The sequence below is a fragment of the Bradyrhizobium sp. WCU1 genome (assembly GCF_053474805.1).
Window position 1 is genome coordinate 1,038,165 of sequence record NZ_CM130280.1, and the last position, 16,275, is coordinate 1,054,439.

Genomic DNA, 16,275 nt, shown 5'->3' on the forward strand with positions numbered 1-16,275 from the left:
CTGTCATTCGGCCGGAACTGAAGCCTCGCGCAGCCGGATCGAGTAGTTCGAGGCGTTCTGCCGGCCGCTGGAGGCTGCGCGCGCAAATGTGATCAGGTGGTGCGCAACCAGCGTCGCCGAGATCAACCCCTCGATGTCGCCGCGTTTGAGCCGGCCGAGCGCAAACTTCCAGAACACGCGCCTGTAGTCGCCGAGCACGCCGACCTTCCAGAAGATGTTGCGCAGCATGATCAGGCCGCGCCGGATGTTGGCCCAGCTCTTCATCTCCGGACTGACCGGCACCTTGATGCGGTTGGCATAGGTGTAGTTGCATTGATGCAGATAGCGCTCGAACAGCTTCTTCGGCTCGTAGGCGATTTCCATGCATTTGCGCCAGGAACTGACCACGTCCTCGTAGGGCAGCAGGAACTCGACATTGGAGTCGCGGCCGTCGTCATGGACCAGCCGCCCCGCCTTTTCCAGCCGGTCCCACAACGGCGTCTTCGGCAACGCCTGCAGCAGATTGATCGTGAGCAGCGGAATCCGGGACTCCTCGACGAAGGAGATCAGCGCATCACCGGTCTGGGGCTTGTCGGTATCGAGCCCCATGATGATGCCGGAGACGACCTCCATGCCGAAGGAATTGATGGTTCGTACGCCTTCCAGGATCGGAACCATCATGTTCTGATCCTTGTGCATGGCCTTCAGCGCATCGGGATCCGGCGTCTCGATGCCGACGAAGATCGTCACGAAGAAGGCCTCGCGCATCTTCTCCAGTATCTCGGGCCGCTTGGCGATGTTGAGCGTCGCCTCGCAGGCGAGGCGCGTGACATAGCCGGTCCGCTTCTGCCATTCGATCAGATGCGGCAGCAGCTCGCTCGCGGCCTTGCGGTTGCCGATGAAATTGTCGTCGACGAAATACACGGTGTCGGTCGCACCGCATGCGCGCAGCTTGTCGAGCTCCGCGATGATCTGCTGCGGCGACTTCAGCCGCGGATTGCGGCCATAGAGCCCGGGGATGTCACAGAACTCGCACTGATAGGGGCAGCCCGATGAGAACTGGATGCTGCCGAGAAAGTACTTCTTGGTTTCGGCGAGCTCATAGGCCGGCAGCGGGAAATCCGTCATCGGCAGGCGGTCGATGGTCTTCAGCACCACCTGCTGGTCGGGACGGCTGGTGTCATCCGCCAGGCGCCTGATCAGCTCATTGGTCGCATCGCCGAGTTCGCCGACATGAAGGTAGTCGAATGAGGGATAATAGTCCGGGCACGCGCTGACGGACGGCCCGCCGATCGCGACCACGAGATCATGGTCATGCGCGCGGCGGCAGATGTCGTTCATCTGCTGGCGCTGGATGTGCATACCGCTGACGAACACCGCGTCCGCCCACTCGAAATCCTCCGCCGTGGCCGGGCGCAGGTTCTCGTCGACGAAACGGACCTGCCAGTTCTCTGGGAGGTATGCAGCAATCAGCAGCAGGCCCTGCGGCGGCATGAACGCCTTGACGCCGTCGGTCAGGGGGTAGGCGTGCTCGAAGGTCCCGAACGACGACGTATAGCGCGGAAAGACGCAGAGGATACGCCGTGCTGTCTCTATGCCCTCAGCTCTCATCAATCGACCCCGAAGCGTCCGCAAATCTAACCATGGCGTGGAACGCTGGGCCAGAAATTCTTCAACATTGTGGCACTTACCAACGTCACAACGGCGAGATAGTTGCTCTGCAGAATTTTGCTATCCCGTCAGGTCAGGAGCCTGGCGGCGAGGTCAGGCAGCCGCCCCGCATCGGCAACGAGGCGGAAGTCCTGCCCGGCAAGGCCGGCGCGCGCGAGCCAATCGTCGAATTCGGGCGCCCGCTTCAGGCCGAACAGGTCACGGACATAAAGCGCATCGTGAAACGATGTCGACTGATAGTTCAGCATGACGTCATCCGCGCCCGGCACGCCCATGATGAAGTTCACACCTGCGGCGGCGAGCAGCGTCAGGAGATTGTCCATGTCATCCTGATCGGCCTCGGCATGGTTGGTATAGCAAACGTCGATTCCGAGCGGCAGGCCGAGCAGCTTGCCGCAGAAATGATCCTCGAGGCCGGCGCGGATGATTTCCTTGCCGTCGTAGAGGTATTCGGGGCCGATGAAACCGACCACGCTGTTGACGAGCAGCGGATCGAACGCGCGCGCCACCGCATAGGCCCGCGCCTCGCAGGTCTGCTGATCGACCTGGTGATGGGCGTTGGCCGACAGGGCCGAGCCCTGCCCGGTCTCGAAATACATCACATTGTCGCCGACCGTGCCGCGCCGGAGCGACAGCCCGGCTTCCCGTGCCTCGCGCAGCAGCGAGAGGTCGACGCCGAAGCTGCGATTGGCCGCCTCGGTCCCTGCGATCGACTGGAACACGAGATCGACCGGCAGCCCCTGCCCGATCAGTCCGAGCGTGGTCGTGACATGGGTCAGCACGCATCCCTGCGTCGGAATCCCGAGCCGGGTGATAACGTCGTCCAGCAACCGCAGCAGGGTGCCGATGACATTCGGATCGTCGCTCGCCGGATTGATGCCGATGCAGGCATCGCCGGATCCGAGCAGCAGTCCGTCGAGGATCGAGGCGGTGATGCCCTTGGCATCGTCGAAGGGATGGTTGGGCTGCAGCCGTGTGCTCATTCGCCCGCGCAAGCCGACCGTGTTGCGGAAGCGGGTCGTGACCTCGCATTTCTTGGCGACCAGGATCAGGTCCTGGTTGCGCATCAGCTTCGATACCGCCGCAACCATTTCCGGGGTGACGCCGCGTGAAATCCTGCTGATCGCTTCACCGGTCGCGGCATCCGACAGCAGCCAGTCGCGGAAGCCGCCGACGGTAAGCGACGACACCGGCAAAAAGGCGGCGACGTCGTGGCTGTCGAGGATCAGGCGGGTGACCTCGTCGTCCTCGTAGGGGATGACAGGCTCATCGAGGAATTGCTTGAGCGGGACGTCGGCGAGCGCAAGCCGCGCTGCGATCATCTCCGCGGCACTGTCGGCTGCGATGCCGGCCAGCCGGTCGCCCGAGCGCGGCGGCGAGGCCCTGGCAAGCAGGATGCGCAGATCGTCGAATGCGTAGCTGGTGGCGTCGATGGTGTGACGATAGTGCATGGGAAATTCGCGTAGGGCTGGGGCGGCGTAACCTAGCACCTCTTTGCGAAAGTCGTGCCATCGGCTTCGCCCGATGCACCTTGGATGTTGATGAATGACGATGATGGCGGCGCGTCATTCAACACAACCGCCAGTCGCGGGAACCCGGCAGGTTCAAGAGGCTGCATAAGACATTGGGATCATTTAGGGATTTTAACGACTGCAATCGCGCAAAGCCCGCGCGTTAAGAGATTGTCCATGAAGATTTTGCATAAGCTTTAATCGGCCGAAGGTACGCCCCGGCCCCTGGAGTGCCCTCAGTGCCCGCCCCCATCACATCCTCCATCTCCATGTCCCGGCCTCCAATGGCATCCCGATTCTCGCTTGCTGCCAGGCTGTACTCGACGTTTGCGCTGATTGCGGCGCTGACTGCGGCCATCACTTTCCTGTCCGACTACAACGCGCGGCGCAATGCCGAGTTGACCGCCGCCGTCGACCTCGCGAGCCGTGCCGCGCTCAATGTCGAGCGGGTCAATTCGCTGGTCTATGCCGTGGTGATGGAATCCCGCGGCATCTACATGTCGACCGATCCGGCGGCGGTGAAGAAATACAGCGACGGACTGCTGGCGTTCAACGAACGCATCATCGGCGTGGTCAAGAACTGGGAAACCCTGGTGCAGGCTGACGACGCCACCGAGTTCGCGGTCTTCAAGAAGCGCATCGAGCAGTTCATCGATTTCCGCAAGGAGCTGGTTCGTCGCGGCATCGAGATCGGCGGCGCAGCCGGACGCGAATGGGGCGACAACGACGCCAACCGCGACGTACGCAGCGCGCTGAACAAGGACCTCGAGGCGCTCTCAAAAGTCTATGCCGAGCGCAGCAAGAGGCTGGCACGGCAGACCGACACCAACCGCGAGCTGGCACTGCTGCTGACCGGGCTCGGCGCGGCGGCCATGGTCGTGGTGGTGCTCGGCGTGCTGATCATCGCCCGCTCGGTGGCGCGGCCGCTGTCGCAGATCACAACGACCATCAAGCGCGTCGCCGAGGGCGACGACCATGTCGAGGTGCCCCACGCCGAACGCGGCGACGAGATCGGCGCCCTGGCGCGCGCCATCAAGGTGTTCCAGGAGGCGATGGACCGCAATCGCAGCCTGAACGCGCAAGTCCTGCAGGATTCCGAGGCCCGCGACGCACGCGGCCGGCACATCGAGAGCTTCGTCGACGCATTCCGCGGCACCATCGGTGAGGTGCTGCGCGCGGTGCACGACAACGCCGCGACGATGCGGCAGACCGCGCAGACCATCGCGACCGTCGCGGCGGACGCCAATGGCCGGGCGGTTGCGGCGGCAGGCGCGACCGAACAGGCCTTGAGCAACGTCTCCGCGGTGGCGGGCGCGGCCGAAGAGCTCTCCGCCTCGGTCGCGGAGATCGGTCGCCAGGTCAAGCAGTCGTCCGGCGCGGTCGATCACGCCGGTGCGCGCACCGACCGGTCGATCACCGAGATCGAGAGCCTTGCCGCCACCACCCAGCGCATCGACGGCGTGCTGAGCCTGATCCAGGCGATCGCCGAGCAGACCAATTTGCTCGCGCTCAACGCCACCATCGAAGCCGCCCGCGCCGGCGATGCCGGCCGCGGCTTCGCGGTCGTTGCGCACGAGGTCAAGGCGCTCGCCGGACAGACCGCGAAGGCAACCGCCGAGATCAGCGAGAATGTCGGCCTGATCCAGGCCTCGACCCGCAACTCCGTCGCCGCCGTGCGCGAAATCGGCCAGGCGGTGCGCGAGATCAACAACGTCACCGCCAATATCGCAAGCGCGATCGGCCAACAGGACGCGGCGACGCGCGAAATCTCCGCCAATGCGCAGATGGCCGCCCAGGGCAACGAGACCCTGGTGACGAATGTCGGCTCGCTCCGCGACGACATGGACCAGACCAGCAAGGCGGCAGAATCGGTGCTCGCGGCATCGAACGATTTGACCGCGACCGCCGAGACGCTGTCGCGCGAGGTCGAGCAGTTCTTCCGCAATTTGCGCAGCGACGCCGCAGAGGACCTACGGCGGACCGGAACCTGAACGGAACGCGCGATCTGTCGAGGACCCGCGACGGGTCCCGGTCAAGCCGGATGGTTAAAGCTCCCCCAACGCACGCGCATAAATTGCCTGCGCTTCAGGTCGCCTTTCTCAATTTGATGCCCCTATAGAAAACGTCAAAGCGCGGGGGCGCGGGGGAAGCGGGAAGCGAACAATGAACGGGCCTGTGCCAAAGCCGAAGGCGGTGCCGACCAAACGGCTGCTTGCGCTCGGGATCGGCCTCGTTTTGGGCTTTTCGGCGATCTGCGCATCGATCCTCTGGGAGATGGCGGACAAGGACTATCAGCATGCGAAGGAAGGGGCGACCAACCTCGTCGCCTCCATTGCCAGCGAGATCGACCGCAACATCGAGCTCTATGACCTCTCTCTGCAGGCGGTCGCCGACGGCGTCAAGCTGCCGGAGCTCGGCAAGGTCAGCCCGGAACTCCGCCAGGTCGTGCTGTTCGACCGCGCCGCCACGGCCAAGGATCTCGGCTCGATCCTCGTGCTGAATGTCGCGGGAGACGTCACGCTGGATTCCCGGACATTGAAGCCTCGGACGGCAAATTTCGCCGATCGGGACTTCTTCCAGGTGCATCAGACGCGAGCCGACCGCGGACTGTTCATCAGCGCTCCCTGGGTCACGCCGGACGGCGAATATCTGATCAGCCTGAGCCGCCGTATCAGCACGGAGGATGGATCCTTTGCAGGCGTGGTCGCGGGCAGCATGCGGCTCAGCTATTTCCACAACCTGTTTCGCAAGCTGAACTTCGGCCTCGGCGACAGCATGGCGCTGTTCAACACTGACGGCGTCATGCTGATGCGGACACCGTTCGAGATCGGCAAGATCGGGCAGAGCATCAAGGACTCCCAGGTCTTCAAGCAGTATCCGGCGCGGCAATCCGGCTCCTACATGACGAAATCGCTCGTCGATCATGTCAGGCGGCTCTATGTCTTCCAGGCGGTCGGCAACCATCGCCTGATCATCGCCGAGGGTCTCTCGCTCGACGGCATCTATGCCGATTGGTGGCAGCAGGTCTGGCTGATCGGCAGCGTGGTGGCCGCGCTGTGCAGCTTCTCGATCGTCCTGATGTTCTATCTGCTGGCTGCTCTCAAGCGGCGGGCCGCTGCCGAACGCCGGCTCGCGCATCTTGCGAGCACCGACGCGCTGACCGGCCTCGCCAACCGCCGCCGCCTCGATGACACCCTTGAAGCCGAATGGCGGCGCGGCATGCGCGCGAAGTCGCCGGTTTCGCTTCTGATGATCGATGTCGATCATTTCAAAGCCTTCAACGACACCTACGGGCATCAGGCTGGCGACGCCGTACTCGCCACCGTGGGGCGATGCATCGCAGCCAGCGCCAAGCGCGTCACCGATCTCGGCGCGCGCTACGGCGGCGAGGAGTTTTCGGTGTTGCTGCCCGGCATCGGCAAGGCCGGTGCGTTGGAGGTCGCCGAACAGATTCGCGCGAAGCTCGCGGCCGCACGCGAATCCGAGCAGGAGTTACCGACCGTCAGCATCGGGGTGTCCTGCCTCGTGCCCGACCACGAGCGCACGTCGCGCGAACTGCTCAAGGCAGCGGACCTTGCGCTCTATCAAGCCAAGGCAGAAGGCCGCGACCGCGTGATCGTCAGCCCGATCGGATGGGACAAATCGGGCAAGCGGCATGTCGCCTGATCGGCATTCTCGCCGCGCTCCGCTCACTCCACCGGCAACACGTCGACCGCGACGCTGAGCCTCTGCTTGCGCGCACCGACGATGACGCCGTCAACCGGCGAGACGTCGGCGAAGTCGCGGCCGACAACCGCGTGTGTGCGGATGTCGAGACCCGCCTCAATCTTCTCGATGCATCTTTCGCTTGGCAGTCCTGCAAAAAAGTGCCTTAATAAACTTAGCGTTGGGTGAGTGGTTGAAGCCAGCCGATTACGAATCGGCCATACAGGCAACTGTATCGTGGGTTCGAATCCCACCCGCTCCGCCAAAGGGGTTCGGTTCACGCCGGGCCCTTTTGGGGTTTTAGGGCAGCTTTTTGAGGTGAGCCCGTTTGCTGTATTCATGTAACCTCAGCAGTGTGGACAACGCGGGTGCCGTTACGGGGTGGCCGCGACGAGCGGCTCTCTTCTCGCTATAGTGATTTGGGTCCGCCTTCACACCCATCCTACCGCATAAAGGTATCGAGCATGGCTCGATATACTACATCGAGTATGTCAGACCAGTTCGAGTTTGATTTCAACGCGGCGGTTGGTGTCAACGATAATCCTGCCGTTTGGACTCCCCGCGACATTTGGGTCCGGCTCAATCAGCAGGTCATCGAATTCTTGGGAGAGGATCGCAGATTCGAACGCAAAGGCTGTCGAAAGATTTCGATAGACGATCTCGCCACCTACTACAGCACGTTCTCTAATACGCCTGACGGCGGCCTTCTCGTCTACGGCGTGGAGAACGACGGCACAATCGTCGGATGCAACTCGCTCAGCCAAAAGCAAATCAATGATATCGAGTGCTCTCACTTGACGCGATGCCCGCAGGCAAAACCGGAGTTCAAGAAATTTCCGGTCGTCGTCGATGGGAAGCAGGACTATTGCTACGCAATATTCGTCCCATACCTTGGGAAGCTTGTGGAGACCAACAAGGGAGAGGCGTGGATCAGATACGGCGAGAGCCGTTCCAAGATGAGCGAGCAAGAGAAACACGATTTCCGTGCCACGCGCCAAGAGTTGTCGTTTGAGCTCGAAACGGCTCCATACAACTATCCGAGCGATTTTGATCTCCGCATCATTCAAGACTTTTGTGATAATTATCGACAACGAGAAGGGGTCGAATTCTCCAACGATGAGTTGCTGATTGATCGTCGTTTGCTTCGGCGTGAGGACGGCAAGCTAAAGCCACTAAACGGTCTTGTTTTATTGGCTGCCAAAGATCCGGGACTTTCGATACCGGGCTGTCGCCTCCGTATTCAGCGTTTTGCTAGCGAGACAGAGGGGCAAGGCCAATCCTACACCCCTCAGAGGGACCGCACCGTAGAGGGCAACGTCGTAAAAATGCTCCGCGAGGGCGCTGAGATCATCGCTGGCCTCATTTACGACGTTACTTGGCTGAACGACCAAGGAAAATTTGTCACAACGCCAGAATACCCTACCTATGCCTGGTTCGAAGGCGTTGTGAACGCATTGGTCCATCGCTCGTACAACTTCAGCGGCTCAGAGGTCTTTGTGAAGCTCTTTCCCGATCGAATGGAGATCGAAAGTCCGGGAGGATTTGTTCCGCCCGTCAACGAGAAGACAATCTATGAAGTTCGCGCCGCTCGGAATCATCACTTCATGGATGCTCTACGCTTTCTGGGTTATGTGCGGATGGCTCGCGAGGGTACGCGCCGCATACGCGAAAGCATGAAGGAGTATCATCTACCCGAGCCACAATGGAAACAAGAGGCGGTCCACGGCGTAGTTGTACGTGTAACCCTTAGCAACGACCATGCAACCAGAAAACGAGCAACGAACACCGACGTCGCCAACCATTTCGGCGTCGATGTCTGGAAGCGCCTTCAAGATCACGAAATCAAGATTTTGGCGTACGCGTTCCAGAACTCAACGATCCAAGTCTCAGAAGCTTCTCGGCTTACCGGGCGCACTTGGCAAACGAGCAAGAAGGACCTCGATCGTTTGATGCGTGCGGGGCACCTGATATTCTGGCCCGGTGAGTATGCGCGCGATCCCAAGGCTCACTATACCATCGTCAAGAAATAGCGAATGCGTATAAACGCAATCCTAGTCCTCACTCCACCGGCAACACGTCGACCGCGACGCTGAGCCTCTGCTTGCGCGCACCGACGATGACGCCGTCGACCGGCGAGACGTCGGCGAAGTCGCGGCCGATGGCGAGAATGATGTGATCGTTGGCGATCATGAGATCGTTGGTCGGGTCGAACCCGATCCAGCCGAGCTCGCTGCCGCACCAGACCGACACCCAGGCATGGGTTGCGTCCGCGCCCTGCAGCCGCGGCTGCCCGGGCGGCGGAATAGTGCGCAGATAGCCGCTGACATAGGCCGCGGGCAGGCCGAGACCACGCAGCCCGGCGATCATCACATGGGCAAAGTCCTGACAGACGCCGTGGCGCTTCTCGAACACGTCCCGAAGCGGCGTCGAGATGACGGTCGCCTTGGGATCGTATTTGAAGTCACCGCGGATTCGGCGCATCAGGTCGGCAGCGCCGGCGAGGATGCCGCCACCTGGCGCGAAGCTCGCGGAGGCATAGGCGGTCACCGGCCGCAGCACGGGCACCAGCGCACTGGCGAAGACATAGCCGACCGGCGAGGCTGCATCGAGGCTCAGCGCCTCGAACGCGTGATCGCGCACGCTCTCCCAGGGCGGACTGGCGGCGTCACGCGCTCGCGGCTCTCGAGCCACCGCGACCCGCGAGCGGGAATCGATGCGAAGGCTGCGATGCGCGGTCTCGATCAGGACGCTTTCGGTCAGCGTGCCGAAGAAATCGCGCCGTGCGGTGCGTTCCGCCGGCCTGGGGCGGATCTCGACCGAATGGGAAACCAGCTCCTGCCCGTCGCCGCTGAGCGGCTCCAGCCGCAGCGAGCAGCGCGCGAAGCTGACCTGGGTCTCGTAGCTGTAGGTCGTGACGTGGCGGATGTCGTAGATCACGCCAGCCCCGTGAGCTTCTCCGGCCGGCTGGCATTCGGTCCATGCGGGAAGTAATGCAGCCCGACCGCATCGGCGAGGTTGAGCAGATCCTGCTCCAGCGCGAACAGGGTCTTGACGTCGAGGCTCGAGGCTTCGGCCGTCGTCAGCATCGCCTCGACCGAGACCGCGAGCCGCTGCGGCCGCTCGATCAGGCCATGCTCCTTCAGGCTCGGCAGCGCGGCGATATGCTCGTTCAGCGCCGCGACCTGGAATGCGACCGAGCGCGGATTATAGGGATCGAGCACCGCAAGATCGCGCACCGGCGTCAGCAGCGGCTGCACCAGATAGCGCGAGCGATAGGTGATCTGGCAGTCCACCAGCGTGAGCAGGACGTCGAGGTCCTCGTCACCGGCTTCGTCATAGGCGAACTGACGGGCAAAGCGGATGGTGTTGATGGCGCGCTCGGCACGGCGGCCCATCTCGAGGAAGCGCCAGCCGGCGGCGCGGTTCATGTTCTCCTGCGCGAGGCCGGCGAAGCTTGCCAGCTCCTGCAAGGTCAGTTCGGCGGCGCTGACCACGCCGTCATCGTCATGAACCTCGATCGCCAGGCGGTCGGCCATCTCGGTGATGACCTGCCAGGCGTCCGGCGACAGCCGCTCGCGGAGTGACGTCGCGGTACGCTGCGCCGAGCGCACCAGCGACAGCGCCGAGCCGAACTTGTCCTCGCTCTGCAGCGCCTCGAGCGCGACCTTGGCGGGATTGGCGCGCGCGGTCTGCGAGGCCGCGCCCCAGGTCACCAACAGGCGCTGGATACGCTCGGCCGAATGCATCGCCGGCGCGTTGCCGTTCGAATTACCCCGCGCCGGATCGCGTAGCGGCGTGCACAGCGCCCGGATCAGGCGAATGGTGGCCTCGGCGCGCTCGAGATAGCGGCCGAGCCAGAACAGATTGTCGGCGGCGCGGCTCGGCAACACGCCGGCGATGCGGCGGATGCGAACCGTGTCGACCGCCGGCAGCAAGGTCGAGGTCGCAACCGCCTTGTCGGAGACCACCCAGACGTCGGCGGACACCGCGCCATCGCCCATCGACACCGCGCGCGCATCGGCCCGGTCGGCGATCCGGCAGAAGCCGCCGGGCAGCACGGTCCAGCCGTTCGGCGTCGCCGCCGCAAACACCCGCAGCACGAACGGACGCGGCGCGATGCGGCCGTTCTCCCACACCGGCGTGGTGGAAAGGCGCACCAGCTCCTGTCCGACATAATCGATGCCGCGGTGACTGATCGCATCCTTCAGGCGGTCGCGGTCCGCAGCCGACAATTCGCCCGGCAGCACCGGACCATTGCCCGGGAAATCCGCAACGCCGCGGCCATAGGCGCCTTCGATCGCGAACTCGTCGAGCCGCGACAGCACCTGCTCGCGGGCCGACTTCTGACCGCACCACCAGGTTGCGATGTGCGGCATCATCAGGTCTTCAGAGAGCAGGCGCCGGCACAGATTGGGCAGGAAGCCGAGCAGCGCCCTCGCCTCCATCACGCCCGAGCCCGGCATGTTGGCGACCACGACGCCGCTCTTGCGCAGCACTTCGACGAGGCCGGGCACGCCGAGATAGGAGGACGCATCGAGCTCGAGCGGATCGAGCATGTTGGAATCGACCCGGCGCAGCAGCACGTCGAGCCGCTTCAGCCCAGCGACGGTGCGGATGTGGATGCGGTCGCCGGAGACCGCGAGATCGTCGCCCTCGACCAAGAGGAAGCCGAGATAGCGCGCGAGCGTCGCGTGCTCGAAATAGGTCTCGCTGAATGCGCCGGGCGTCAGCAGGCCGATCCGCGGCTCGTCGCGGTCGGCGCTGGCGCGCAGCGAATCGCGGAACGCTTCGAAGAACGGCGCGACGCGCTCGACATTCATCGACTTGTAGAGGTTGGAAAACGCGCGCGACAGCACCAGGCGATTTTCCAGCGCATAGCCCGCACCCGACGGCGCCTGGGTGCGATCGCCGAGCACCCACCAGCGGCCGTCGGGCCCGCGGCCGATATCGGCGGCATAGAGATGCAGATAGCGGCCGCCCGGCGGCTTGATGCCGCTGATCGCGCGCAGATATTCGCTGCTGCCGGCGATCGCGGCCGCCGGGATCGCGCCCTCGGCGACGAGACGGCCGTCGCCGTAAAGATCGGCCAGCACCATTTCCAGAAGCTGCGCGCGTTGCGCGACGCCGGCGGCGAGCTGACGCCAGTCGGCAGCATCGATGATCAGCGGCAGATGGCTGAGCGGCCAGATCCGGTCGGACGTGTCGCCGGGCGCGCGGTAGGTGACGCCGGCCTCGCGCAGATGGCGGTCGGCGGAAGCGAAGCGGCGCTCGATGTCGGCCGGCGACAGCGCAGCGAAGGCATCGAAGAAACGGGCCCAGACCGGCCGTGGCGCGCCGTTCTCGGCGATGTATTCATCGGGAATGCCGGGAAGCCGGACATAGTCGCGGGTCCATTGCGCCATCCGGCGCTGGCCGGGCCGGGCCCTGCTCTCCTGACTACTCCCGCCTTGGCCACCCGGTCCGGTCATTCCACTTCCCCTGCCCTTAATTACTGCAGGAGCGGCGTCCGCAAGTCGAGGGTCAAGGGAAACTCAATTGTGCGTTCCTCCGGCGGCGTTTCGATCTTGCCGGGGGTGTGGCCGTGCTCCTGGAAGCGCGCCAGCCGCCGCGCCTCGGCCTCATAGGAGTTGACCGGCTTGGTCTCGTAGTTGCGGCCGCCGGGATGGGCGACATGATAGACGCAGCCGCCAAGCGAGCGGCCGTTCCAGGTGTCGATCAAATCAAATGTCAGCGGCGCGTGCACGGGAATGGTCGGATGCAGGCCGGAGGCCGGCTGCCAGGCCTTGAAGCGGACGCCTGCAACCGCTTCGCCCGAGCGGCCGGTCTCGGTCATCGGCATCCGCCTGCCATTGCAGGTGACGACATGGCGGCCCTCCACGAAACCGGTGGCCTTGACCTGCAATCGCTCGACCGACGAATCGACGTAGCGCACGGTGCCGCCCGAGGTGCCCTCCTCGCCCAGCACATGCCAGGGCTCGAGCGCCTGCCGCAGTTCGAGGCCGACGCCACCGTGATGGACCCGGCCGAAGGCGGGGAAGCGGAACTCGAGCTGCGCCTGATACCATTCCGGTTCAACGTCGTAGCCGAACTGCTTGAGCTCGGCGAGCACGCCGAGAAAGTCCTCCCAGAGGAAATGCGGCAACATGAAGCGGTCATGCAGCGCGGTGCCCCAGCGCACGAATTTTCCGTCCTGCGGCTCGCGCCACAGCTTCGCGATCAGCGCACGGATCAGCAGCTGCTGCGCCAGCGACATGCGCGGATCGGGCGGCATTTCGAGCGCGCGGAATTCGACCAGGCCGAGCCGGCCGGTCGGGCTATCGGGCGAATAAAGCTTGTCGATGCAGATCTCGGCGCGATGGGTGTTGCCGGTGATGTCGACCAGGATGTGCCGGAACAGCCGGTCGACCAGCCACAGCGGCGCGTCCATGCCCGGCGGCGGAACGTGCGCCAGCGCGATCTCCAATTCATAGAGCCCGTCATGCCGCGCCTCGTCGATCCGCGGCGCCTGGCTGGTCGGGCCGATGAACATGCCGGAGAACAAATAGGACAGCGACGGATGCCGCTGCCAATACAGCACGAGGCTCTTCAACAAATCCGGCCGGCGGAGGAACGGCGAATCCTCCGGCTTGCTGCCGCCAACCACGATGTGGTTGCCGCCGCCGGTGCCGGTATGCCGGCCGTCGATCAGGAAGCGGTTGGCCCCTAACCGGGTCTTCGCGGAATCCTCGTAGAGGCCGAGGGTGATGTCGACGGCCTCCCGCCAGCTCTGCGCCGGCTGCACGTTGATCTCGATCACGCCCGGGTCCGGCGTCACCTTGATCACTTCGACGCGTGGATCGAATGGCGGCGCGTAGCCCTCGACATGGACTGCGAGCTGCAATTCTTCGGCAGCGGCCTCGATCGCCGCGATCAGCTCGAGATAATCCTCGACCTTCTCGACCGGCGGCATGAAGGCGCACAGCACGCCGTCGCGCAGCTCGATCGACATCGCCGTGCGCACCGGCAACGGCTCCGGAATCTCCTTCAGCGCCCGCGTCAGCTCCGGATCGATCTCCCCCAGTGCATCGCGCGGCGCCATCGGATCCCGCTCGATGACGTAGGGAAAATCCTCGGGCGGAACGTGTTCGAGCGAAGAGATCGGGAGGCGCAAGCCCAGCGGGGAATCGCCCGAAAACAGGAACAGGTGGCTGCGCCGGATCTTCCAGCGCTCGCTGCGCCAGCGCGCCGGCACGCGATCGTCCAGCGGGCTCCAGCGCTGGATCGGCAACACGTAACCCTTCGGCGTGGTGAGGCCCTCGTCGAACACCCGCGCGAGACGCGCGCGCTCTTCCGGATCGGTCAATTTGGAATTCGCAGGGCTGACATTGGCCGGCAGGCCGGCCTCGCGCTCCAGCCAGAACGCTGTGTCCTCAAAGGCCGGCATGACGTAGTCAGCCTTCAGGCCGAGTCGCGCGGCGATGCCGATTGCGATGCGCTCCGCATCGGCGATTTCAGCCTTGCCCGGATTTTCGACTGAGGCGATCAGATCGGCATTCTTCCAGATCGGCTTGCCGTCCTTGCGCCAATAGAGGCCGAACGCCCAGCGCGGCAGGCTCTCGCCGGGATACCATTTGCCCTGGCCGTAATGCAGCAGGCCACCCGGCGCGAACCGCGTGCGCAGCTTGCGGATCAGCTCATCGGCCAGCGCGCGCTTGGTCGGACCGACGGCTGCGACATTCCATTCCGGCGATTCCAGATCGTCGACCGACACGAAGGTCGGCTCGCCGCCCATGGTCAGCCGTACGTCATCCTTCGTCAGATCGGCGTCGATCTGCTCGCCGAGCCGGTCGAGCCGCGCCCAGGATGCATCCGAAAACGGTCGCGTGATCCGCGGTGCCTCGCGGATACGCTTGACGCTCATCTCGAAGCCGAACTCGACATTGGCGAAGCCCGCAGTGCCGGTCACCGGCGCGGCCGAGCGGTAGTGCGGCGTGGCGCAGACCGGGATGTGTCCCTCGCCGGTCAGCATGCCGGAGGTGACGTCGAAACCGATCCAGCCCGCGCCGGGCAGATAGACCTCGGCCCAGGCGTGCAGGTCAGTGAAATCGCTCTCGACCTCGCGCGGCCCCTCGAGCGGATCGATGTCGGGCCGCAGCTGGATGAGATAGCCGGAGACGAAACGCGTCGCGAGCCCGAGATGGCGCAGCGCCTGGATCAGGAGCCACGCCGAATCGCGGCAGGAGCCGGAGCCCGCGGCCAGCGTCTCCTCCGGCGTCTGGATGCCGGCCTCCATGCGGATGACGTAGCTGATCTTCTTTTGCAGCTGCGCGTTCAGCTCGACCAGAAAATTGACGGTCGAGTCCGCCTTGCGCGGAATGTCCTTCAGATACGCCGCGAGCAGCGGCCCGGGCGCCTCGGTCTCGAGATAGGGGGCGAGCTCGGTCTTGAGATCGGGGGGGTATTCGAACGGAAAGCTGTTGGCGTAGGGCTCGACGAAGAAGTCGAACGGATTGACCACCGTCATCTGCGCGGTGAAGTCGACCTCGACCTTGAGCTCGGTCGCCTTGTCCGGAAACACGTAGCGAGCGAGCCAGTTGCCTTGCGGGTCCTGTTGCCAATTCACGAAATGGTTTGATGGTGTGACCTTGAGCGAATAGCTCAGGATCGGCGTGCGGGTATGCGGCGCGGGCCGGAGCCGAATGGTCTGGGGCCCGAGATCGATCGGCCGGTCGTATTTGTAGTGCGTGACGTGATGCAGTGCGACGAAGATCGACACGGACCAGGAACTCCAGCAGCTTTTTTAAGCAGAACACTGGTTCCGGCCGACATCAAGCACTAACAACGGGCAGCAAGTGCCTATCGGGAGAGCGGATTTCGCCGATTGGCGGCCGGGCTGAACCCAAACTTAACCAAGTCCATTCACCATAACGGTACGGACGCATGTTGAGTATGGAGTAGCGCCATGCAGAAATTGACCATCCTGCTAACCACCGCCGCAATGCTGCTGCTCGGGCTGAATCAGGCCGCACGCGCAGACGAGGTCGAGGGAATCTGGCTGACTGCGGCCGGTGACGCCAAGATCCGCATCAGCTCTTGCGGCAAGGCGTTGTGTGGCATCATCGTCTGGCTGAAGGCGCCGATCGATCCCGCGACCGGCAAGCCGCAGATCGACGACAAGAACACCAACAAGGCATTGGCGCAGCGGCCGATCGTCGGCATCAACATCTTCAACGCCATGCGTTCGGTCGCCGACAAGAAATGGTCGGGTACTATCTACAACGCCGACGACGGCAAGACTTATTCCAGCGATCTGCAGCTCGCCGGCACGAAGAAGCTCGAGGTGCGCGGCTGCGTGCTGGCGGTGTTGTGCGGCGGCGAGACCTGGACCAAGGTCGGCGAGATCACGGTGGCGTCGGTCAATCAGTGAACA

Annotated in this window: 9 protein-coding genes and 1 pseudogene; 4 read left to right on the forward strand and 6 right to left on the reverse strand. The window is 63.9% G+C overall.

Going from position 1 to position 16,275, the window contains the following annotated elements; genetic code table 11:
- Positions 1 to 3: 3 nt before the first annotated feature.
- Together ACTUWL_RS04780 and ACTUWL_RS04785 are read right to left on the reverse strand one after the other, a co-directional pair.
- Positions 4 to 1,590 (reverse strand): B12-binding domain-containing radical SAM protein, encoded by a 1,587-nt coding sequence (locus ACTUWL_RS04780; protein ID WP_021079929.1) that lies wholly within the window; start codon positions 1,588 to 1,590, stop codon positions 4 to 6.
- Positions 1,591 to 1,718: 128 nt separating this feature from the next.
- Positions 1,719 to 3,101: an ethanolamine ammonia-lyase subunit EutB gene (locus ACTUWL_RS04785; protein ID WP_021079928.1), complete on the reverse strand. Its 1,383-nt coding sequence runs from the start codon at positions 3,099 to 3,101 to the stop codon at positions 1,719 to 1,721.
- Between the two features lie 344 nt (positions 3,102 to 3,445).
- Here ACTUWL_RS04785 and ACTUWL_RS04790 point away from each other — a divergent pair, with 344 nt between their 5' ends.
- The gene (locus ACTUWL_RS04790; protein ID WP_021079927.1) at positions 3,446 to 5,152 is read left to right on the forward strand and encodes a methyl-accepting chemotaxis protein; all 1,707 of its coding nucleotides are present in this window, start codon (positions 3,446 to 3,448) and stop codon (positions 5,150 to 5,152) included.
- A 172-nt stretch (positions 5,153 to 5,324) separates the two neighbouring features.
- Complete coding sequence (locus ACTUWL_RS04795; protein ID WP_021079926.1) at positions 5,325 to 6,827, forward strand: sensor domain-containing diguanylate cyclase; 1,503 nt, start codon at positions 5,325 to 5,327, stop codon at positions 6,825 to 6,827.
- A gap of 23 nt (positions 6,828 to 6,850) precedes the next feature.
- Here the strand turns inward: ACTUWL_RS04795 and ACTUWL_RS04800 are convergent.
- A pseudogene (locus tag ACTUWL_RS04800) lies at positions 6,851 to 6,952 on the reverse strand (transglutaminase family protein); the annotation flags it as partial.
- A 402-nt stretch (positions 6,953 to 7,354) separates the two neighbouring features.
- Between ACTUWL_RS04800 and ACTUWL_RS04805 the strand changes: the two are divergent.
- Positions 7,355 to 8,896 (forward strand): ATP-binding protein, encoded by a 1,542-nt coding sequence (locus ACTUWL_RS04805; RefSeq protein ID WP_035651955.1) that lies wholly within the window; start codon positions 7,355 to 7,357, stop codon positions 8,894 to 8,896.
- Positions 8,897 to 8,924: 28 nt separating this feature from the next.
- On the opposite strand, the gene ACTUWL_RS04810 is transcribed toward ACTUWL_RS04805, so the two are convergent.
- Genes ACTUWL_RS04810 through ACTUWL_RS04820 form a run of 3 tightly spaced genes read right to left on the reverse strand, consistent with a single transcriptional unit; the run spans position 8,925 to position 15,621 of the window.
- Entirely contained in the window at positions 8,925 to 9,803 is an 879-nt protein-coding gene (locus ACTUWL_RS04810) for a transglutaminase family protein (RefSeq protein ID WP_021079924.1), read from the reverse strand.
- On the reverse strand, positions 9,800 to 12,334 hold the full coding sequence (locus ACTUWL_RS04815) for a circularly permuted type 2 ATP-grasp protein (protein WP_021079923.1): 2,535 nt from the start codon (positions 12,332 to 12,334) through the stop codon (positions 9,800 to 9,802). Before ACTUWL_RS04815 ends, ACTUWL_RS04810 begins: the two co-directional genes overlap by 4 nt.
- 20 nt (positions 12,335 to 12,354) lie before the next feature.
- Positions 12,355 to 15,621: a transglutaminase family protein gene (locus tag ACTUWL_RS04820; protein WP_021079922.1), complete on the reverse strand. Its 3,267-nt coding sequence runs from the start codon at positions 15,619 to 15,621 to the stop codon at positions 12,355 to 12,357.
- 186 nt (positions 15,622 to 15,807) lie between these two features.
- Between ACTUWL_RS04820 and ACTUWL_RS04825 the strand changes: the two genes are divergently transcribed.
- Complete coding sequence (locus ACTUWL_RS04825) at positions 15,808 to 16,272, forward strand: DUF2147 domain-containing protein (protein ID WP_021079921.1); 465 nt, start codon at positions 15,808 to 15,810, stop codon at positions 16,270 to 16,272.
- The last annotated feature ends 3 nt before the right edge of the window (positions 16,273 to 16,275 follow it).